The organism is Variovorax ginsengisoli, from assembly GCF_030811835.1.
Taxonomy (GTDB): Bacteria; Pseudomonadota; Gammaproteobacteria; order Burkholderiales; family Burkholderiaceae_C; genus Variovorax; species Variovorax ginsengisoli_C.
Map to the genome: position 1 here is coordinate 112,883 of NZ_JAUSRO010000014.1, position 20,530 is coordinate 133,412.

The window sequence follows — 20,530 nt, forward strand, 5'->3', positions numbered from 1 at the left end:
AGCGCACCTTAAGTTGGCGTGGCAGGCACCGCGGTGACTCACCGGGCACATCCCACCCGTTACGGCACAGCGGCGTCGCGCTGGCTGTTTCTCGACATGCTCAGGTCCAACGCCTCACGCAGTCGCAGGATGGCAAGCTCGTGCTGCCGTGTCTGCGGTCCTCTCCCGTAGGTGGCTGCCTTGTGGATGAGTCGCAGTTGCTCACGCTGCAATCGTGTCTTCAGAAGACCTGCCTGCGCGCCGAACCTGCGACGGACTTCACGTCGCGCTTGCCAGCGCAGCAGCGGCGCACCCAGGCGCAGCCATTCGTCGTCGGCGATCAGGGCGCGTTCGGGAACGAAGTAGGCGCCAAGGGCATGGAGGTAGGCGCCGTTCTCGCGCGCCGCCACATGCCAGAACAGGGCCGCGGCCAGCAACACCGGTATGCCCTTGACACAAGTCAGCAACACCAGGCCCGTGAGTTCTTCACTGAAGACATCCTCCAGCAAGGGGGAGTTCCAGAAGAAGTGGAGGAACCACGCCAAAGTGAAGCACGCGATAGCCATCGCCAGACGGCTGGCGATGCGACGCTGCGGATGCAGCAGAAACCAGGCGATACCGTAAGAAGCGATCGTGGAGAAAGCCGCATGAGTCCACAGCCCAGCAAGCAGACCGCGCGTCAGCAGATTCAGCAGCACAGGCTCGACCTGGCTTTCGAGCGGAAAATGCATGGAAGCTTTGACGGTGTACGCGAGGTTTTCGATGACCTGGAAACCGAGTCCCGTCATGGCGCCGACGATGAGCACGGAGAGGTGCGTCTGAAACTGGTTGCGCGCGACCAGAATCATGAGCACCACACCGGCGAGTTTCATGAATTCTTCGGTCGTAGGGCCGGCCAGCGCCGCACCCCAGGCAGCGGCGAACTCCGGTGAAATCAGCTTGCTGCAAAGACTCTGGAACGCCAGGTTGGCTGGTGCCGCGAAAAAAACCGAACCCAAGCCGCCCCAGCCGAAAGCCAACAAGAAGGCCTCCCATGGGTGCTGATCCAGCAGGTCCAGCGCCCGGAACGCCAGCATGAACAGCGCTGTATAGCCGGCCCAGACCAGCAAACCCAACAGAACGGTGACCGGGACGACTCTCAGCCCCATCGAGAACATTTGCAGGGTGTAGAACAGGCCGTTGACGATCAGCCCGGTCAGCACCCAGAACGCCGCGCGGCGAGGCTGGAAGAACGAGTCGGTGCCGATGGGCCCGCTGGCGTCGGCATCGATGTTGAGGGCGTTCTTCATGGCGCACCGAAGTCCATCGAATCAACCATCGTGCGGGCGTCTTCCAATGCGGTTTCCATCCCCTCGTTAGGTCCCTGGAAGTCGACTTTGACCAGGGTCCGGCGTTGCGTGTCGACCGACTGCCACAACCGGCCAGCGAGTCGGGGGCCGTAATAGGCAAAGGTTGTACCCTCGAGCCCCCACGTGTTGACGAAATCGGACATCTCGCCATCGATGTGCAGACCCTGGCCGCGCTCGACCATGCGCCGCAGTCGCACGACAGGCCCTGCCGGCCCGCCGTCCCACTGCTCGATGTTCACCTCGAACCGGTGGCGCCCCTTGAACAGCGACAGTGACTGGCCGAACCTCGAGCGTGACACATCCATGCTCCAGCCATCGGCCGGCACGAAGCGAACGTGGCCCAGGGTCACCGTCCGCCCCGGGTCCAATTCGAGGCTGCCCGGCGTGTGGCGGTCCCATGCCGTCAGGAACCCGACGTAGGCCAAGATGGCCGCCAACACAGCAAAGGCCCCCGGCCATGTTCGATACGGAATGCGGCGGGAAGGATCGTGCATCCCGGAATCGTGCCATAGCGCGCCGATCTCCTCATCGCCTCGGGACCCTGGCTGATGGCTGTTGCCTGCTTCGCAACGCAATCACGGCGCTACGGTCGCGCACCAAGTTTGCCCATCGGTTTGACCACTTGGTCCATTCTGGAGCACTGAGTTTCAACCAGGACGTAGAGATATCTCCAAGTCATTGTCTGGATTGAATAAAGTTTGGCACGATAGTTGCTCAAACAAGGCACGACCATCTTCACACGGAGTTGAAATGACCCAACCCAGAAGCCCAGGACGTCGCACCTTCACCGGTCTGGCGCTTGGCATGTCTTTGCCGCTCCTGATGGGGCGTGCCAACGCCGCCGAAAAGATCAAGGTGGCCGGTGTGCACGCATCGCCGGTCGAGAACGCCTGGAACTCCCGGCTGCACGAGGCCCTGAAGCAGGCCGCTGCCGCCGGCAAGATCGACTATGTGTTCTCCGAGAACGTCACCAACACCGACTATCCCCGCGTGCTGCGCGAGTATGCCCAGTCGGGTGCCAAGCTGATCGTCGGCGAGAGCTACGGTGCCGAGCGCGACGCGCGCGCAGTTGCCAAGGACTACCCCAAGGTCTATTTCCTGATGGGCTCCAGCGCCGGCCCGCAGGGCGAGAACTTCAGCGTTTTTGGTACCCGGAACTACGAGGCCGCCTACCTCAGCGGCATGCTGGCCGGCAGCCTGACCAAGACCGGCAAGCTGGGCGCCGTCGGTGGCTTTCCCATCCCCGAGGTCAACCGCCTGATCAACGCGTTTCGTGCCGGCGCCAGCGAAGTCAAGTCCGGCCTGGTGTTCCAGAGTGGGTTCATCAACACCTGGTTCGACCCGCCGAAAGCGCAGGAATCGGCCGTCGCGCAAATCGATGGCGGCTGCGACATCCTCTTCGGCGAGCGCATCGGCACGGCCGACGGCGCGAAGGCGCGCGGCAAGCTGGCGATCGGGTCGCTGCTCGACTACATGCCGCGTTATCCGGGGACGGTCATCGCCAGCGCCGTCTGGTACTTCAGTCCCACCTTGGACGCGGCCCTGGCCGATGCCGTGGCCGGCAGGCCGGCGGGCAAGGATTACGGCGCGTTCAGCATGATGGACAAGGGCGGCAACGATGTTCTTTTCGACAAACAGCTCGTGCCTGCCGCCGCCATCGAAAAGATGATGGCCAAACGCGCCGCCATCAAGGCGGGGAGCTTCACCGTCCCGATCAACGACGCGAAGCCAGCCTGAATTCGATGCGCTTCGACGAGAACGAATACGTCGAGTCCGACGCGACGGCGCTCGCATCGGCCGTCGTGCAGGCAAGGGTCGATCCCGCCGTCTTGCTGACGATGGCGATCGACCGGGCGCATCGCCTGCAGCCTTCTTTCGGCGCCTTCAGCCAGTTCGGCGAAGACCTCGCCTGGACGCAGCTCCAAGGCCCTGCGTCGACGGGGCCGTTCGCCGGCGTGCCCTTCGCCGTCAAGGACCTGGGCGCGCCGATGGCAGGCCTGCCCACACGCGCTGGCTCGCGCTCGCTCGCACGCGGCGTGCCGCCCGACGCCCGCGACGGGGCGTTGATCGCCAGGCTGCGTGAAGGCGGCTTCGTGCCCTTCGGCAAGACCACCGTGCCTGAGTTCGGTCTCAACCTGAGCAGCGAGCCGATGGTCGGCCCGGTCTGCCGCAACCCTTGGGCACCAGCCTTCGGCGCGGGCGGCTCGTCCGGCGGCGCGGCGGCGGCGGTGGCTGCCGGCATCGTGCCGGTCGCGCACGCCACCGACGCCGGTGGATCGATCCGCATCCCGGCCGCCGCATGCGGCGTGCTGGGCCTCAAGCCTGGCCGTGGTGCGGTGCCGCGCGGCCCCGATTACGGCAATGTTTTCGGCGACATGGCGGCGGAGTTCGTCGTGACCCGCAGCGTGCGCGACAGCATCGCCGTCTGGCAATGGGTCACACGCGAGGCGCCTTCGTTCGAGCGGGTGGCGCCATTGCGTATCGGCTTGCTGCTGGAGGCACCGCTGGGTTCCCGCATGGAGGCTGCATGGGTCGATGCGGCGTCGACCGCGGCCGCCGCCTTGCGCGCGGCCGGCCACACCGTCACGCCCATCGATGGGCAGCGGTTGAAGCCCGCCTGCACCGATGCCGCCCTCGCCTTCATGACCTATGCCTGCCGAAGCAGCGCAAGTGCCGTCGAAAGCCTGAACCCCGCTGCCGACGACCTGGAGCCCATCACCTGGGCGGCGGCCCGAAGAGGCATGACCTTCACCGCCACGAACTACATGGCGGCCGAGATCGCCGTCGCCCGCAGCACCGACCTCATGGCCGACTTCTTCGGCGAGGTCGACGTCCTTCTGACGCCCGCACTGGCCTGTTCGTTGCCCGAGATCGGCGTGCTGCGCACCGATGGCGACGACCTCGACCAGCACCTCGCACGCTTCGACCGCTACGCGCCCTTCGCCGCCGTGGCCAATGCGTCGGGCTGCCCTGCCATCTCGGTACCGCACGGCAGCGATGCTGCGGGCCGGCCGTTGGCGATCCAGATGATGGGCCGCGTCGGGTCCGAAACACGTCTGCTGGGCCTGGCAGCCTGGTTCGAAGCCCACTTCCCGTGGCGTCCGGTGGCACCGTGAGTTCTCCGGCGCCTCTCGCACTGGGCCTGTACGGAATCAGCAAACGCTTCGCAAGCAAGCTCGCCAACGACGACATCTCGCTTGAGCTGGCGCCGGGCGAAGTGCTCGGCCTGCTGGGCGAGAACGGCGCCGGCAAGACCACCCTGATCAGCATTCTGTTCGGCCACTATGTCGCTGACGCTGGCCACATCGAGGTCTTCGGCCAACGGCTGGCCGCCGGGTCGCCGAGCGCAGCCATCGCTGCCGGTGTGGGACTGGTCCATCAGCACTTCACGCTGGCCGCCAACCTCTCGGTGCTCGACAACGTGATGGCCGGCACGCAGTCGATCTTCAGACCGGTCTCGTCGCGTCGGCTGGCCCGTCAGAAGCTCCGTGCGCTCAGCCAGCAGTTCGGCCTGGCGGTCGAGCCCGACGCCAAGGTGGCGCGGCTGTCCGTCGGCGAACGACAGCGTGTCGAGATCCTCAAGTCGCTCTACCGCGGTGCGCGCATCCTGGTGCTCGACGAGCCGACTGCCGTGCTCACGCCGATCGAGTCCGCCAGTCTGTTCGAAGCCCTGGGCCGCATGGCTGCCGAGGGCTTGTCGGTGATCCTGATCAGCCACAAGCTCGACGAGGTCCTGCGCGTGTCCGACCGGGTCGCGATCCTGCGGGCGGGCCGCATTGTCGCGGTGCGTCCGGCGGATTCGATGGACCGCGGCGCGCTGGCCGAACTGATGGTGGGCCGCCGCGTGTCGCGCCCCTCGCGCCAGGCGCTGACTGCGGGCGAGCCGGTGCTCAGGCTCGAAGGTGTGGCCAGCCAGGGCGCGCCGGCGCTCAGCGACGCTCGGTTGGTGGTGCATGCGCGCCAGATCGTGGCCCTTGTGGGGGTGGCCGGCAACGGGCAACGCGCCGTGATCGACCTGGCCTGCGGCCTGGCCGTACCGCGCGCCGGCCTGCTGGAGATCAATGGCAGGACTGTTCGGCGCGCGCATGCCGCCGGCATGCACGCAGCCCAAGTCGCACGTATTCCAGAAGACCGGCACGAGGAAGGCGTGGTTGGCGACCTGAGGCTGTGGGAGAACGCCGTTCTGGAAGACCTGGACGACCCGCGCTTCGTCCGGCTGGGCTGGCTGCGCCAAGGCGCCGCACGCGCACAGACCGCGCGGCTCATCGCCGACTTCGACATCCGCTGCACCGGTCCCGAACAACGAACGCGCTTGCTCTCGGGCGGAAACATGCAGAAACTCATCATCGGACGCGGCCTCGATGCCAACCCACGACTCATCGTCGCCTGCCAACCGACCCGCGGACTCGACGAAGGCGCCGTGGTCGACACGCACAGTCGCCTGCTGCAGGCACGCGAGGTCGGCGCCGGCGTGCTGCTGATCACCGAAGACCTCGACGAAGCGCTGGGCTTGGCCGACAGCATCGTGGTGATCCAGGACGGGCGTATCTCGGCGCCCCTGACGGCGCCTTATGACCTCCAACGCATCGCCCTGATGATGCTCGGCGAGGCCGCCCATGCGCATTGAACGGCGCGACAGCCAACCAGCCAGCCTGGTCGTGCTGGGCATCGCGGGGGCCTGCCTGCTGATGCTGCTGCTGGGCTCCCTGCTGATCGCCGCGGCGGGCGCACCGGTGTGGCCCAGCTGGCTCGCGCTGGTCAAGGGCGCCTTCGGTTCACGCCTGGCCATCAGCGAGGTCCTTACCCGCAGCACGCCGCTGATCCTCACCGGCCTTGCCTGCGCGGTGGCCTTTCGGGCGCGGCTCTGGAACATCGGCGCCGAAGGGCAGTTCTATGCCGGCGCGCTTGCGGTGGCCGCGCTCGGCACCGGCGCATTGAATCTGCCCACCTGGCTGCTGACGCCCTTGCTGCTTTTCGCCGGCGCCTTGGGGGGCGGGCTTTATCTGCTCGGGCCTGCGATGCTCAAGCACTGGGTCAACGTGGACGACGTGGTCACCACGCTGCTGCTGAATTTCGTCATGCTGTTGCTGGTGTCGCTGCTCATCCAGGGGCCGATGCACGACCCGATGTCGATGGGCTGGCCGCAGACCGAACCGGTACTCGAGGCGGTCATGCTGCCCAAGCTGTTATCGCAGACCCGCCTGCACGCAGGCCTGCTGATCGCACTGGGCTGCGCGCTGCTGATCGCCCTGGTCGAGTCCCGATCCTCGTTCGGACTGCAGCGCAGGGCGGTCGGGCACAACCCTGCGGCCGCTCGCTTCGCCGGCATCTCGACCACCCGGATTGTGATCTGGACGGCGCTGTGGTCGGGCGGACTCGCGGGCCTGGCGGGGGCCATCGAGGTGATGGGACTGCGGGGCTTTGTCACCGGCGACCTGTCGCCGGGCTTTGGCTACACCGGCGTCATCGTCGCGATGCTGGCCAAGCTGCATCCGGGCGCCGTGCCGCTGGCAGCGTTCCTGGTGGCGGCCATCTTCGTCGGCGCCGACACCATGGGCCGCGCCTTCAACGTGCCGAGCTACATCGCCGACGTGATGGTCGCGCTCTCGCTGTTCGCGATGCTCGCCACCTCGTTCGTTCTGACTTACCGGATCCGACGATGAACGACGCTTTGCAAACCCTGCTGACCGCCACGTTGTGGGCGGCGGTTCTGCGTATCGCCACCCCACTGATCTTCGCCATGCTGGGGGAGCTCATCTGCGAGCGGGCCGGCATCGTCAACCTGGGCATCGAAGGCATCATGACCGTCGGCGCGCTGACCGCCTGGTTCTGCGTGCATGCCGGTTTCGGACTCTGGACGGCGTGGCTGATCGCAGCGTTCGCTGGTGCGTGCTTCGGCTTCTTCCACGGCATTTTCTCGATCTCGATGGCGCAGTCGCAGCATGTCACCGGGCTCGGCGTCACACTGCTTGCCACGGGACTGTCGTCGTTCGTCTACCGGATCGCGGTGCCGGGCACGGCCTCCCCGCCGACCATCGTCGCCTTCGCGCCGCTGAACCTGCCATGGCTGGACTCGCCCTTCCTGGCCGCCACTGCACCGAGTTACCTGGCCATCGGGCTGGTGCTGCTGGTGGCCTATGTACTGCGCTTCACTCCGCTCGGGCTGGCGATCCGGCTGGTCGGCGAGCACCCGCAGGGCGCGGCGGCGCAAGGCATCGACGTCATCGCGATTCGTTACGGCTGCCTCACAGTCGGCAGTGCGCTGATGGCGCTCGGCGGCGCCTTCCTGAGCACGGCCGCCTTCAACAGCTTCGTGATCAACATGGTCCAGGGCCGCGGCTGGATGGCGCTGGCGCTGGTGGTGTTCGGCGCCTGGCGTCCGGGCACGGCGCTGCTCGGCGCCCTTCTCTATGCCTGGTTCGACGCCTACCAACTCCGGCTGCAGACACTCCTGCCCGGCGTGCCGTACCAACTGTTCCTGATGCTGCCCTACCTGCTGGCCATCGCCGCGATGGTGCCAATGGCGCGGCGCGCCATCGGTCCCCACGCCTTGATGACGCCCTTCATCAAGGGTGAGCGCTGACGGGCGGCTCTTGGCCGGGCGGCGACTCCGTCAGTTGCATGGCGATGCCGTACCGAATGCTCAGATCGCAGGTGTGGTGATCGGTGAGGTTGGTGTCGGCGAGCTCCAGATTGAAGAAGCACATCTCGGCGGCCGTGAACAGCGGTCCGGCATGCCAAGTGCCCGCGTGCAGCATCACTGCGACATTGCCGGGGATACGGAATGCCTGGATATCCTGCGGCCGTGGTTCGGCGCGGGGGTCTTCCAGTGCAAACGGTGGCGCGACGGCCAGCAACCAATCGAAGCCGCCGACAGACGCGAGCGCCTGCGTCACCGCTCGATGACGCGTGATGCGGTTGAAACACAGCCCACGTCCGGGCAGGCGCATGTTGTAGAAGCGAGGAGTCCCCTGCGAAAGGTCGAGTTGAGCATCGTTCGGACCGAAAGGCATGCCGTCTTCGGTCGCAGCGATGACGGTGCCGAAAGCGGCGAACGCCTCGCTCGTCAGCTTTCGAACGGGCAAGTCAATGGTTCGGACATCCTGGTCCGCTTGGGTATGAGGCATGGTCATGGTGCGAGCGCCGATGTTGGGAGAGATGGGGGTTCGGCCGATGCCGATGGTTCAGCCGACGGTGGCCAGCAGTCGTTCTCGACGCCCGCCGGCATCACGAGTTCCGCTTCGGCGTACGCATGCAGGTTGGGCACCAACTGCGCAGCCTGATCGAGGAAGAGCCTGCGTGTGATGCCTTGGACGACCAGCGGCAGCGCATGTTTATGACCGCTGATCGAGGTGCAATGCGGACCGTGGCTGACGTGCGCGGCGCTGTTGAAAGCGAAGACGCGCGAAACCCAGGGTGCGGTGTCGGGGACGGCCTCCTGGAATTCGAAATGCGGTCCCAGATATGGCGCTTGCCCTGCCGGCGCATTCGCTGCCGATCCATGGCGATCGCGCCAGCGAGCCACCAGCGGTGCCAGAGTGCGCAACTCGGTCCGGGCGGCGAGATCCAGCGTCTGGCCAGTGGCACAGATCAGATGGTCGAAATGCAACGCTCCATGCGGGGTGTCCACGATGATCTCCATGCGGCCCTTGTGCTCTGCGACGCGGATGGCATTCCATGGACAGCCGGCGCGCATCCGGAAGCCCGGTAGGCTCAGTGCCGCATCGAAACTGCCGCGCGGTGGCGGCTGATCGACCTCGCGAAAATGCTGTGCCACTTGCCAGCGAACGGCATCGGGGAGCGCATGAAAGTGCTGCATGAAGCCAGCCGTCTCCACATGCCGATGCGGGTTGGCCCGTGGCAATCGCGCTCGGCGGAAGCACAGGTCGACCGATGCGGCGCCAGCGCGCAGTGCGGCGACCGCGTTGTCGAAGGCCGATGCGCCATGCCCCAGGACCCCCACGCGCTGCCCCTTCAAGCGTGTGAAGTCGATGGCATCGGCCGAGTGGTTGTAGCGTTCAGGGGGCAAAGCGTCGGATACAAGGGTTGGCACGCGCCATTCACCCGCGCCGTCAAAGCCGGTGGCCAGCACCGCGACACGCGTCAAGTAGGTCCGTGGACCGGTCGGGGTCTGCGCGTCGATGGCGATCCATGAGCCGGTTGGACGCACGTTGTGCACCTTCACCTCGTTGTGCATCGGCAGCGCCAGGGTGCGTCGATACCAGCGAAGGTAGTCAGCCCAGGCGCTGCGCGGAATGCGATCGATGCACTCCCAGGCTGCGGCGCCATAACGCGCCTCGTACCAGCGCTGCACGCTGAGGCTGGCCAAACCCATGTCCATGCCATTGAGCTGTTTCGGCGTGCGCAGCTCCGGCATGCGAGCGAAGTTGTCCCATACGCCTTCAGCGCCCTCCTCTGCGGCGTCCAACAACAGGACTCGGTCCACGCCATCGCGCTGGAGTCGCGCGCCAATGGCCAGCGCCGACTGGCCGCCGCCAACCACCACGACATTGAACAGCGACTCCGTGTGGTCACCCGTCGGCGGCAACACCCACGCACGGTCGGGATAGGCCAGCATCGCCAGTTCGGCGCGCGCCATCTGTGCAAGCTCAGCGGTGGCGGTGGAGCCCAGGGGCATCACAGGGTGGGACGTTGCGGGCTTGCGCAAGGATAAATCAGGGGCAAACATAGATGGTGGACAGAGAGAGTCAACGCGGAAGTTGTTTTCTGCAGTTGAGGTATGGATGGGAAGAAGCTACTTCTGTGTGACCACGCCCTTGACGTACCAGTCCATCTTCCAGAGGTCGGCGTCCGAGAGCACCGCGCCGGCGGCCACGCGCTCCTTGCCTTCGCGGTCTTTGAGCGGGCCGGCGTAGATCTGCTTGCCCTTCATGATCGCGTCGCGCTCCGCCGTGATGAGTGCTGCCTTGTCCTTGGGCACACCCGCGCCGAAGCCGGCAATGTCGGTGCCGCCGTCCTTCATTTCGATGAAGGCGCCGTAGGGCGACGGCTTCCAGTTGCCGGCCATGATCTTCTTGAGTTCGGGCGTGAGGAACTTGTCCCAGACCCACACCGACGAGCACAGCGTGGCCTTGGGCGCGAACTGGCGCAGGTCGCGGTGGTGGCCGGTGCCGTACACGCCGCGCTCCTGGGCGACGATCTGCGGCGTGGGCGAGTCGACGTGCTGGCCGATCACGTCGGCGCCCTGGTCGATCAAGGCCATGGCCGCGGCGCGTTCCTTCACCGGGTCGTTCCAGGCGCCGGTGTAGATCACGTTGACAGTGGCGTTGGGGTTCATCTTCTGCGCACCCAGCGCGAAGGCGTTCACCGTCCAGTTCACCACGCCGAAGGGGTTGGCTGCGACGAAGCCGAGCTTGCCGGTCTTCGATGCCGCGCCGGCGGCCATGCCGCACAGGTACTGGCTCTCGTAGGTGCGGCCATAGAAGGCTTCGAGGTTGCTGGCGTTGGTGGTGCCCGAGCCGTTGAGGAAGGCGACGTTGGGGTATTTGGCAGCCAGCTCCTTGAAGCTGTCGGAGTAGCCGAAGGCGGTGCCGATGATGATGTTGGCGCCGCGCGAGATGAAGCGCTCGGCCGCCGGCTTGATGGCCGAGGCGTCCTCGGGCACGTTCTCGACGAACTGGATCTTGGTGCCTGTATCACGCTCGATCTTTGCACGTGCCTCTTCGAAGGATTGGACCCAACCGCCGTCATTGCGCGGGCCTGCATAGATCAATGCAATCTTGGGCTTGTCCGTCAGGGTGAAGCCATCTGCAGCCTCCACGGGTGGCGCGGCGCTCAACCCTGCTGCGACCGTGCCCACCAGGGCAACCGCGACCCATCGACTGTTGTGCGACATCACTGACCTTTCAGGAGAATTGGAGGAATGGATCTCATCTTCCCTGCCGCACCCGTTGCAGGGAAGAGGCCCAAAGTCCACGCAGCGTCGCCATCGAGGCGGCACCATGACCCCGGCTGCGCAGCGCGAAAAATGTGTACATTGCGCACCGGCCGACTGCTTTTACCTACCCCGACTGTCCTGCATGCACTTCCACTGGAACGCGCTCATCTACTTTCGAGAGGCTGCGCAAAAAAAATCCATGCGCAAGGCCGCCGAATCGCTCGACATCACACCCTCGGCCGTCAATCGGCAAATCATCAAGCTCGAGGCGCAGATGAAGTGTCAGCTCTTCGAGCGCAGCGCCGAGGGCGTGAGCCTGACCGCTGCGGGAGAAACCTTCTATCGCTATGTGCAACAGACGCATCACGGCATGGAGCGGATGCTGTCGGAAATCGAGGACCTGCGAGGCATTCGGCGTGGCCATGTCACGATCGCCTGCGAAGAAGGCTTGGGCAAGGACTTTCTGCCGCGCGTGATCGCATCCTTCAGCGAACAATATCCGGGGGTCAGCTTCAGCATCAAGGTGACGGACATGCCGAGCATCACAGAGGGTGTTGCGCAAGGCGAATACGATATCGGCCTGGCCTTCGACCCCCTTCCTCATCCGCAGGTGCAGCGGCGCAAACAGGTATCGGTGTCGATCGGCGTCGTGATGCTTCCCGCGCACCGGCTCTCGATGCGCAAGTCGCTACGGCTCGCCGACTTGGTGGGCGAGCCGCTGATCATTCCAGATGGCGGCTATGCGATTCGCCAGATGCTCGACCGGCAGTTTGCCAACGAGTCGTCAAAGCCGCTGTCGATGCGCGTCGAATCCAACTCGTTCGAGACCATCAACGCCCTGGTGAAGATGGGTATGGGGAGCGCCGTACGCACCCGCGTCGGCATCCTGGGCGAACTCGAACGCAGTGAACTCGTCTTTGTTCCGCTCACAGACGCGGGCATGCACACCGACACCATCGCGATATGCACGAAGCGTCGGCGCCCTCTGCCAGTTGCCCCATCGATCTTGATCGAGCGCCTGATCTCCGGCCTGTCGGTGTTGGCGGGCTGATGATCAGGCGCCAAGCGCAATGGGTGAGCATGAGCGTCATTGTGCAAACGACCGGGCATGCCCCCCACTCTGGCAATGAGACTCTGACAAGAAAAAAACACCTGGGCATTTCTGCGCCAAGTGCTTGATTCATAACTGAATTTGGTGGGACGTGCGGGGGTCGAACCCACGACAAACGGATTAAAAGTCCGCTGCTCTACCGACTGAGCTAACGTCCCCGATCTCACTCTTTGTTCGCTGGCGTCAATCCAGCAAAGCCATAGATTATAGCGTGCTTTTGAGCGCAATCCGGTCCATCAACCAACCGGCCGCACATTGCCCAAAGGTCGCGGTGACGCTGACCACCGAGCCGTAGCCATGGCAGTTGAGCGATCCATCGCCTTCGATGGCGCATGAAGCGTCCGGGGGCGCCACGCTTTCACGGCTGAAGACGCAGGCTACGCCCATTCGTTTGCCGTCGCGCGGCGCGCCATGGGCCTTGCGCAACCGCTGGCGCATTTGGGCCATGAGCGGGTCGTGCGTCACGCTAGCGATGTCGTCGATCTCGACCTTGTGGGCATGCCGTTTGCCCCCGGCGGCACCCACGGTGATGAACGGCGTGCGCGTGGCACGCGCCCAGACGGCCATGGCCATCTTGGCACGCACTTGGTCGCACGCGTCGACCAGCCCATCCAACGGCCCGTTCGCCGCGACAGCGGAGGCCAGAATCTGCTGCCAGTTGTCGGCATCGACGAAATCTTCGACCGTGAAGACCTGACAACCTGCGTGGATGTGCCCGATGCGCTCACGCATGGCCTCGGTTTTCGCCTGCCCGACGGTGATGTCCAGCGCGTGAATCTGGCGGTTGATGTTCGACTCGGCAACATGATCGAGATCGACCAGCGTCAGCCGGTCCACGCCACTGCGTGCGAGCGCCTCCACCGTCCAGGACCCGACCCCGCCGATGCCCACCACCATCAGGTGGGACCCGCGGATGCGCGCCGCGCCCTGCACGCCGTACAGGCGTGCAAGACCGCCGAACCTGCGCTCCAGGTCGGCGTCGGGCGTTGTTGCGAGAGCGATCTCGTTCAAACCGACTCGAGCGGCAATCCGCTCACTTGAGCCGCGTGAGGCGCTCGCGGCCGGCTTGCGCGGCTTCGGACTGGGGGTAGGCCTTGCTCAGGTCTTCCAACGTCCGGCGCGCGGCCTTCGTGTCCTTGAGTTCAATCTGGCAGTTCGCAATCGACAGCACGGCTTCAGGCGCCTTGGCATGATCGGGTGCGAGCGACAGCATCGAGCGGAAGTTCGCGATGGCCTCGTTGTAGTTGCGGGTCGCGTACTGCGCATTGCCCAGCCAGAACAGCGCCGAGGCGTTGTAACCGCTCTGGGGATAGCGTTTGACGAAATCCGCGAAGGAGGTCTGCGCCTGTGCGAACTGGCCGCTACGGAACACACCGAGCGCGGCATCGAAATCAGCCTTTTCCTGCGGATTGGCAGAGAATTCGCGGCCATCGACAGTCACCTTGGACGGCTCGCTCTTCTTCATGCGGTCGTCCAGGTCGGTCTGGCGCTGTTGCAGCTCCGTGACCGTGCGGGTCAGCTGCTCGTTCTGGCCCGTCATCCGAGCCATGTCACCACGCATCGACTCGATCTGGCTTTGCAGATCGAGCAGGCTGCGTCGCAGTTGGCCATTTTCGTCGGTCAGTCGCTGCTCGGTCTGCACGCGCATCGCCTCCACCCGCTGGCGCAGGTCGAGAATGGCGCGGCGCGCCTCGTCGTCCTCGAACAACGCGGCATGCGAGCCGATGGATGCACACAACAGGGCGGCCGCGACCGCCGCCCCACGCAGAGAAAGGCCGCGTGCCATCAACGGTAGGTGATCTCGGCGCGGCGGTTCTGCGCCCACACGGACTCACCCGAACCGGTGACGGCGGGCTTTTCCTTGCCGAAGCTCACGGCCTCGATCTGGCTGTCGTTCACGCCCAGCAGCGTCAGCGCACGGCGCACGGCTTCGGAGCGCTTCTGGCCAAGCGCCAGGTTGTACTCGCGGCCGCCGCGCTCGTCGGTGTGGCCTTCGATGGACACGCGACGTTGCGGATTGGCCTTCAGGAAGCGCGCATTGCCTTCGATGAGCGACTGGAATTCAGGCTGGACGCTGTAGCTGTCGTACCCGAAATACACGATGCGAGCGACGCCCACCGGACCGGCCGCATTTTGTGCGTTCGGGTCGATGCTCACGGGGGCCACACCGCTGGCCGAGCCGTTCTGTCCCATCTGGCCCGAGCCTGCGCCGGACCGGTCCACCACCGGGGTGTCGTTGAGCTTGGTGCCCGACGAACAGCCCGCAATCAAGGCCACGATGGCCAGCGAATAAATCGTACGTTTCAACATTACCTAACTCCTCGAGTGTGAATCTTCATTGTTTCTGGAACGGGCCCCAATCCGGTTCACGGATGTCGCCGGCCTGTCCTGCCAACCGCGCCTTGATTTTCCCATCGAGCGTGGTGGTCATGAGTGCCTCGCGACCTTGTAGTTGCGTGGCGTACACAATCAATTTGCTGTTGGGGGCAAAACTCGGGCTCTCGTCGGCGCTGGTATCGGTAATCGATGCCACATTGCCGGTCGCCAACTCCATCACCTGCAGTTTGAAGGCGCCGCCGATGCGGGAGATGTAGGCCAACCACCGACCATCGGCGCTGACCGATGGAGAAATGTTGTAGGACCCGCTGAAGGTCACGCGCGCAGGTGCACCACCGCTGGCACTCATCTTGTAGATTTGCGGTGCGCCGCCGCGGTCGCTCACGAAATAGATCGTGCCGCCGTCGGCGGAGTAGACAGGCTCGGTGTCGATGCTCGAGCTTTGCGTGAGTCGACGGGGTTCGCCGCCCGCCGCAGGGATCGTGTAGAGCTGCGATCCACCGTCACGGCTGAGCGTGACCGCCAGCGTGTTGCCGTCGGGTGCCCAGGCCGGCGCGCTGTTGGAGCCGCGGAAGTTGGCAACCAGACGGCGCTGCCCGTTGCTCACGCTGTGCACATAGACCACCGGCTTGCGAGACTCGAAGGACACGTAGGCCAGTTGCGAACCATTGGACGACCACACCGGGGAAATGATGGGTTCCGGGCTCGCCAGGGCGGCCTGCGCATTTTCGCCATCGGCATCAGCCACCCAGAGGTTGTAGCGGCTGCCGGCCTTGGTCACGTAAGCAATGCGGGTCGAAAAGATGCCCTTGTCGCCCGTGAGCTTTTCGTAAACATAGTCTGCGATGCGGTGCGAGGCCAGCCGCAGGTCGCCTTGCGGCACGGTGTAACTCTGGCCACCGAGATCCTGCCCGCGAACCACGTCCCACAGGCGAAAGCGGACGTCGAAGCGGCCATCGGCCAGCCTCGCCACACTGCCGACCACCAGGGAATCGGCGGTGCGCTGGCGCCACAGGCTCAAGTCCGGACGGGAGGCTTCATCGAGCGCCTGGCCCGAAGCATCGACGCCGCGGAACTGGCCGCTGCGCTCCAGGTCGGCCTGCACGATGGCAGAAATCTTCTGCGGTGAGCCTTCTTCGCCCTTGAAGGGCACGAGAGCGATCGGCAACTGGGTCAGGCCCACACCGGATACCTCGACCCGAAATTGGGCAAGTGCGGGCACGAAGGGCGTGACCGCCAGGGCCGCCATCAACGTGCGGCGCCCCAGGGACAATGAAAAAGGAGTTGGAATGGAGTCGGTCAACGGCTTGTTCATGCAATTCGGACAGGTTTTCGGGACAAAAGTTTCACCGGTCGTAACAACCCGCCATCGTACACACCGTGCCGGGCGCGACGTCACAAAAGGTAGGAGGTGCGGTGTCCGCCTACACATCCGTGGGTTGGACCGCACCCGTAGAATCCGCCGCCATGCAGACCGCCCGCGATGAAGAGACACTACGTCCTCCCCTGACACGCCGCCTCACGCGCCTGCTGGCGTGGTTCGGCGGCTCCCGACGGTGGTGGGTGCTCGGCGTGGGGACGGCGGTCATTGCCGCACTCACGGAGCCGCTCATGCCCGCGCTCCTCAAGCCGCTGCTCGACCGCGGCTTCACGAAGGGCCAGCTCGAACTCTGGATGGTGCCTGCCGCCATCATCCTGCTTTTCGCCGTGCGTGGCCTGGCACAGTTCGTTTCCCAGTATGCCCTCGCGCGCATTGCCAACGAAGGCATGCAGCGCCTGCGGCAGGTGCTGTTCGCCCGGCTGATGGTGGCGGAGCTGACCCTTTTCACCCGGCAATCGGCCAGCGCGTTGTCGAACACCGTGGTCTACGAGGTGCAGACCGGCTCGATGCTGCTGGTGCAGGCGCTCCTGGGCCTGTCGCGCGACGGTTTCACGATGATCGCGCTGCTGGGCTACCTGATCTACCTGAACTGGAAGCTCACCCTCATCATCGGCGTGATGGCTCCCGGCGTGGCCTGGATCATGAAGACGTTGTCCAAGCGGCTCTATCACCTGACCCGGCTGGGCCAGAAAGCGACCGACGACCTCGCCTATGTGGTCGAGGAGAACGTGCTCGCCTACCGCATGATTCGCCTGCACGGCGCCGAGGAAGGCCAGACCCGGCGCTTTGCCGAGTTGAGCGGCACGCTGAACCGGCTGGCGGTGAAATCCACCATCGCCTCGGCCGCAATGACGCCGGCCACCCAGCTGCTGGCAGCCGTGGCGCTGTCGATCGTGGTGATGATCGCGCTGTGGCAGAGCGGCGAACAGGGCCTGACGGTCGGCGGCTTTGTCGCCTACATCACGGCCATGCTGATGCTGATCGCCCCGATCCGGCGGCTCGCCGATGTGGCCAATCCGATCACCCGCGGCCTGGCAGCGCTGGAGCGCGGCATGGCGCTGATCGACGAAGTCGCATCCGAGCCGGAGGGTCAATTCGCCGTGGCGCGTGCCGAAGGTCGCATCGAATTGCGCGATGTGCGCGTGAGTTACCGCGGCGAGGACGAGGCGCACGCCCTGGACGGCGTCAACCTGAAGATCGAACCCGGCGAGATCGTTGCCTTTGTCGGCCCATCGGGCTCGGGCAAGACGACGCTGGTGAACCTGCTTCCACGCTTTGTGCAGCCGAGCGCCGGCCAGGCCCTGGTCGACGGCCATGACATCGGCCAGTGGCAACTCAAGAGCCTGCGCGCGCAGTTCGCCATGGTCAGCCAGGACGTGGTCATGCTCAACGACACGCTGGCAGCCAACGTGGCGCTGGGGGCGACCATCGACCGCGAGCGCGTCCTGCACTGCGTGGAAGCCGCCAACCTCGCCGAACACATGCAGAGCCTGCCCCAAGGTATCGACACCGTGCTCGGCCACAACGCGACACAGCTCTCCGGTGGCCAGCGGCAGCGCCTGGCCATTGCCCGCGCGCTCTACAAAGACGCACCGATCCTGCTGCTGGACGAGGCGACCTCCGCGCTCGACACCGGTTCGGAACGGCTGGTGCAGGAAGCCCTGCATCACCTGATGAAGGGCCGCACCACGCTGATCGTGGCGCACCGGCTGTCTACCATCCAGCACGCCGATCGCATCGTCGTGATGGACCACGGCCGGGTGGCCGAGAACGGCACGCATGCCGAACTGATGGCGCTCGACGGCCTGTATGCCCGCCTGCAGAACTACGCCGTGCGCACCACGCCGGCGAACCAGGAGCCGACGCTCTGAGAAGAACGCGAAAACGAACTTGACGCGGCGTCTTCAGGCGGTCAGCGCAAGCTCGTGAGGTGCGCGCACCACTCGGCCGTACGCCCCAGCCAGTTACCGACATCGATGTCGACATGCCGCCCGTCGGTCGACTCCCACGCGAAAGTCGGGAATCCACTTCTACCGACTGTGGCCAGAAGACGCCGGCTGTCGGCGATGTGCCGCGACGTTGCGTCGCCGGACAAATGCACGATCGCATCGGCGAATGCCTGCGCATCCAGACCCAGTTGTGACGCCACCGCGCGCAACACATCCGCGTCGGCGATGCGCCGCCCTTCCACGTAGTGCGCCTGTTGGAGCCGGTGCACCATGTCCAAGCCACGGCCCGCGACCGCTTGCGCAGCCAGCACCGCGGTGATGGGCGGCTCCGAGTCCAGGACGGCGCCTGTGTCGTTGAGCAATCCGTCGAAGTAAGCCTCGCCAAAGGGCTGCCCCGAGAGCTGCGCAATACGGTGGTCGTGCGGCATCACGTAGGCACGCCACTGCGGCGTGATCGAACGCCGGTTGGCACCGGTCATCATGCCGCCCGCGTGGAAGACGACCTGCAGCCCCGGCACCTGCCGCGCCGCTTCCACCAGCGGCGCGGCCGCATAGCACCAGCCGCACAGCGGGTCGAAGATGTAGTGCAAGGTGCCGGCGGCAGCAGGAACGGTCATTGCGGCCACTTCATCTCGCCCTTGATCACCTTGGCGCCCAGGTCGAGCGATGACGATTCGCCCAGTTGCGGGTAGCGTTGCTTCATGCGGGCGATGAGTGCGGCGGCGTCCGTCGACTTGGCTGCTTCCTGCTCGAAAGCCTGCAGGTAGCTGCGCGTGAATTTCACGGAAGCGGGCGTGTGCGGCAACTTGCCATCGGCGTCCGGCAGGTAATGGCCAGGCACCACCGTGCGGGGGTGCAGCGCGTCGATCGCGTCCAGCGTCTGGAGCCAGCTCTGGCGCGAAGCGGGCGTTTGCGTGTCAGCCACCCAGACGTGGATATTGGCCGAGACGGGTACGCCGCCGACCACCGCCTTGATCGAGGGAATCCACACCACCGTGCGTGCGGGGTTGGGGCCGACGATGTCCAGCTTGCGGCCGTCGACCGTCAGGCCACGCTCGCCGAGGACCTCGGGCACCACCAGCGATTGGGGTGCGTTGTCCTTGAGGATCGGGCCCCAGTGCGCCAACTTGCCGTCCTTGGACGCTTGGATGGCATCGACGGTCGCCTGCGTGGCGACGATCCGCGCTTCTGGGAACGCACTGCGGATCACATCCAGGCCGAAGTAGTAGTCAGGGTCGCTGTGGCTGATGTAGACGGTCGTCAACTTCTTGCCCGTCGCCTTGATCTTTTCCACGAGCGCCTGTGCATCGTTGCGCTGGAACTGCGCATCGATCAGCAAGGCTTCCTTGTCGCCGACGACGATTTCGGACGAGACCGGAAATACCGAATTCTTGCCGGGGTTGTAGACCTCCAGCTTCAGGGGTTGGGCAGCCAGTGCGGTGGCCGTCAGGCCGACGCTCAAGGCGCCGCCGAGAACAGTACGGAAGATCGGAAGGAAGGACATGAACGCTGCTTTCTTTATTTGAATGAGGCGTATCGTATGTTTCTCCAAACGATGCAAAAATAACTTGCGATGCAATTGTTTGTTTCTTCATTCGACCGAATATGGATCGCCTGACCGCCGCCGACGTTTTCGTCCGCATTGCCGAACTCGGCAACATGACCGCTGCGGCCCATGCGCTCGACATGTCACGTCCGATGGTGACGCGCTACCTCGCGCAAATGGAAACCTGGGCCGGTGCGCGACTCCTTCATCGCACCACACGGCGCCTGAGCCTCACGGCTGCAGGCGAGCAGACACTGGCGCGCTGCAGGCGGATGCTCGAGGTCGCCACCGAAATGACGATCCCCGTCGGCGACGGCGCCGACATGCCGCGCGGCCTGCTGCGCATCGCCTGTGCACAGTCGCTGGCCCAGGAAGTTCTGTCGGCCGCCGTGACGGAGTTCCTGCGCCGCCACCCGCAGGCAGCCGTCGACCTGCACATCGACTCCCGTGCGGTCAACCTGGTGGAAGAACGCATCGATTTGGCAATCCGCATCACCAATGACCTCGACCCCAACCTGATCGCGCGGCGCCTGGGCGCATGCGATTCGGTGGTCTGCGCGTCGCCCGGCTACCTGGCGCGTCACGGCACGCCGCTCAGCGCCGAAGACCTGTCGGTCCACAACTGCCTGACGTATTCGTATTTTGGGCGCAGCCTCTGGGAGTTTTCCGACGCTGCCGGTGCACGCATCAGCGTGCCCGTGGGAGGCAACCTCTCGGCCAATGAATCGCATGTCCTGCTGGCCGCAGCCGTCGAAGGCGCGGGCATCACCATGCAACCGGCTTACGCCGCGGCCACGCTGATCGATCAGGGCCGGCTGGTGGCGCTGCTGCCCGCGCTGGCGCCCCTGGCGTTGGGCGTGCACGGCGTCTACGCGTCGCGGCGCCAGATGCCGACCGTGCTGCGCGCGATGCTCGACTTCCTGGCCGAACGCTTCAGCAACCCCCGTCGCTGGACGCGGCCGCAGCCGCGCGCCTGAGGT

General features: G+C 65.3%; 19 protein-coding genes and 1 tRNA gene. 8 read left to right on the top strand and 12 right to left on the bottom strand.

Annotated features, from left to right (window positions below; all coding sequences use genetic code 11):
- Window positions 1-59: 59 nt before the first annotated feature.
- Both J2W36_RS20450 and J2W36_RS20455 read right to left on the bottom strand, forming a co-directional pair.
- Complete coding sequence (locus tag J2W36_RS20450) at window positions 60-1,268, bottom strand: PrsW family intramembrane metalloprotease (protein WP_307691612.1); 1,209 nt, start codon at window positions 1,266-1,268, stop codon at window positions 60-62.
- Window positions 1,265-1,822, bottom strand: coding sequence for a hypothetical protein (locus tag J2W36_RS20455; RefSeq protein ID WP_307691613.1), 558 nt, complete (start codon window positions 1,820-1,822; stop codon window positions 1,265-1,267). Before J2W36_RS20455 ends, J2W36_RS20450 begins: the two co-directional genes overlap by 4 nt.
- Before the next feature lie 256 nt (window positions 1,823-2,078).
- On the opposite strand from J2W36_RS20455, the gene J2W36_RS20460 reads away from it, so the two are divergent.
- From J2W36_RS20460 to J2W36_RS20480, 5 genes are read left to right on the top strand one after another with little or no spacing between them, the layout of a single operon-like run.
- Window positions 2,079-3,065, top strand: a complete 987-nt coding sequence (locus tag J2W36_RS20460) for a BMP family protein (protein ID WP_307691614.1) — start codon at window positions 2,079-2,081, stop codon at window positions 3,063-3,065.
- A gap of 5 nt (window positions 3,066-3,070) precedes the next feature.
- Complete coding sequence (locus tag J2W36_RS20465) at window positions 3,071-4,444, top strand: amidase (protein ID WP_307691615.1); 1,374 nt, start codon at window positions 3,071-3,073, stop codon at window positions 4,442-4,444.
- Window positions 4,441-5,955 carry an ABC transporter ATP-binding protein gene (locus J2W36_RS20470; protein WP_307691616.1) on the top strand — a complete coding sequence of 505 codons (1,515 nt, stop codon included), beginning with the start codon at window positions 4,441-4,443 and terminating at the stop codon, window positions 5,953-5,955. Before J2W36_RS20465 ends, J2W36_RS20470 begins: the two co-directional genes overlap by 4 nt.
- Window positions 5,945-6,991: an ABC transporter permease gene (locus J2W36_RS20475; RefSeq protein WP_307691617.1), complete on the top strand. Its 1,047-nt coding sequence runs from the start codon at window positions 5,945-5,947 to the stop codon at window positions 6,989-6,991. The genes J2W36_RS20470 and J2W36_RS20475 overlap by 11 nt, the downstream gene beginning before the upstream one ends.
- Window positions 6,988-7,911 (top strand): ABC transporter permease, encoded by a 924-nt coding sequence (locus tag J2W36_RS20480; protein WP_307691618.1) that lies wholly within the window; start codon window positions 6,988-6,990, stop codon window positions 7,909-7,911. The genes J2W36_RS20475 and J2W36_RS20480 overlap by 4 nt, the downstream gene beginning before the upstream one ends.
- Here the strand turns inward: J2W36_RS20480 and J2W36_RS20485 are convergent.
- The 3 genes from J2W36_RS20485 to J2W36_RS20495 all read right to left on the bottom strand — a co-directional run bounded on the left by J2W36_RS20485 (window position 7,895) and on the right by J2W36_RS20495 (window position 11,184).
- Complete coding sequence (locus J2W36_RS20485) at window positions 7,895-8,461, bottom strand: ureidoglycolate lyase (protein ID WP_307691619.1); 567 nt, start codon at window positions 8,459-8,461, stop codon at window positions 7,895-7,897. The genes J2W36_RS20480 and J2W36_RS20485 overlap by 17 nt on opposite strands.
- A complete protein-coding gene (locus J2W36_RS20490) occupies window positions 8,458-9,966 on the bottom strand; it encodes a SidA/IucD/PvdA family monooxygenase (protein WP_307691620.1) in 1,509 nt (502 codons plus the stop codon). Before J2W36_RS20490 ends, J2W36_RS20485 begins: the two co-directional genes overlap by 4 nt.
- A 117-nt stretch (window positions 9,967-10,083) precedes the next feature.
- Window positions 10,084-11,184: a BMP family ABC transporter substrate-binding protein gene (locus J2W36_RS20495; RefSeq protein ID WP_307691621.1), complete on the bottom strand. Its 1,101-nt coding sequence runs from the start codon at window positions 11,182-11,184 to the stop codon at window positions 10,084-10,086.
- Between the two features lie 184 nt (window positions 11,185-11,368).
- On the opposite strand from J2W36_RS20495, the gene J2W36_RS20500 reads away from it, so the two are divergent.
- Window positions 11,369-12,277 carry a LysR family transcriptional regulator gene (locus tag J2W36_RS20500; RefSeq protein ID WP_307691622.1) on the top strand — a complete coding sequence of 303 codons (909 nt, stop codon included), beginning with the start codon at window positions 11,369-11,371 and terminating at the stop codon, window positions 12,275-12,277.
- Window positions 12,278-12,419: 142 nt separating this feature from the next.
- On the opposite strand, the gene J2W36_RS20505 is transcribed toward J2W36_RS20500, so the two are convergent.
- The 5 genes from J2W36_RS20505 to tolB all read right to left on the bottom strand — a co-directional run bounded on the left by J2W36_RS20505 (window position 12,420) and on the right by tolB (window position 15,989).
- Window positions 12,420-12,495: transfer RNA gene (locus J2W36_RS20505), tRNA-Lys, on the bottom strand.
- Between the two features lie 46 nt (window positions 12,496-12,541).
- Window positions 12,542-13,348 (bottom strand): tRNA threonylcarbamoyladenosine dehydratase, encoded by an 807-nt coding sequence (locus J2W36_RS20510; protein WP_307691623.1) that lies wholly within the window; start codon window positions 13,346-13,348, stop codon window positions 12,542-12,544.
- 22 nt (window positions 13,349-13,370) lie between these two features.
- Window positions 13,371-14,123 (bottom strand): tol-pal system protein YbgF, encoded by a 753-nt coding sequence (gene ybgF / locus J2W36_RS20515; RefSeq protein WP_307691624.1) that lies wholly within the window; start codon window positions 14,121-14,123, stop codon window positions 13,371-13,373.
- Window positions 14,123-14,647, bottom strand: coding sequence for a peptidoglycan-associated lipoprotein Pal (pal, locus tag J2W36_RS20520; RefSeq protein ID WP_307691625.1), 525 nt, complete (start codon window positions 14,645-14,647; stop codon window positions 14,123-14,125). The genes ybgF and pal overlap by 1 nt, the downstream gene beginning before the upstream one ends.
- 25 nt (window positions 14,648-14,672) lie before the next feature.
- Entirely contained in the window at window positions 14,673-15,989 is a 1,317-nt protein-coding gene (gene tolB, locus J2W36_RS20525) for a Tol-Pal system beta propeller repeat protein TolB (protein ID WP_503169906.1), read from the bottom strand.
- 152 nt (window positions 15,990-16,141) lie between these two features.
- Between tolB and msbA the strand changes: the two genes are divergently transcribed.
- Window positions 16,142-17,926 carry a lipid A export permease/ATP-binding protein MsbA gene (msbA, locus tag J2W36_RS20530; RefSeq protein ID WP_307691626.1) on the top strand — a complete coding sequence of 595 codons (1,785 nt, stop codon included), beginning with the start codon at window positions 16,142-16,144 and terminating at the stop codon, window positions 17,924-17,926.
- A 41-nt stretch (window positions 17,927-17,967) separates the two neighbouring features.
- On the opposite strand, the gene J2W36_RS20535 is transcribed toward msbA, so the two are convergent.
- Window positions 17,968-18,621: a DsbA family protein gene (locus J2W36_RS20535; RefSeq protein WP_307691627.1), complete on the bottom strand. Its 654-nt coding sequence runs from the start codon at window positions 18,619-18,621 to the stop codon at window positions 17,968-17,970.
- Window positions 18,618-19,508, bottom strand: coding sequence for an MBL fold metallo-hydrolase (locus J2W36_RS20540; RefSeq protein WP_307691628.1), 891 nt, complete (start codon window positions 19,506-19,508; stop codon window positions 18,618-18,620). Before J2W36_RS20540 ends, J2W36_RS20535 begins: the two co-directional genes overlap by 4 nt.
- 101 nt (window positions 19,509-19,609) lie before the next feature.
- Between J2W36_RS20540 and J2W36_RS20545 the strand changes: the two genes are divergently transcribed.
- Complete coding sequence (locus J2W36_RS20545; protein ID WP_307691629.1) at window positions 19,610-20,527, top strand: LysR family transcriptional regulator; 918 nt, start codon at window positions 19,610-19,612, stop codon at window positions 20,525-20,527.
- Window positions 20,528-20,530 lie beyond the last annotated feature (3 nt).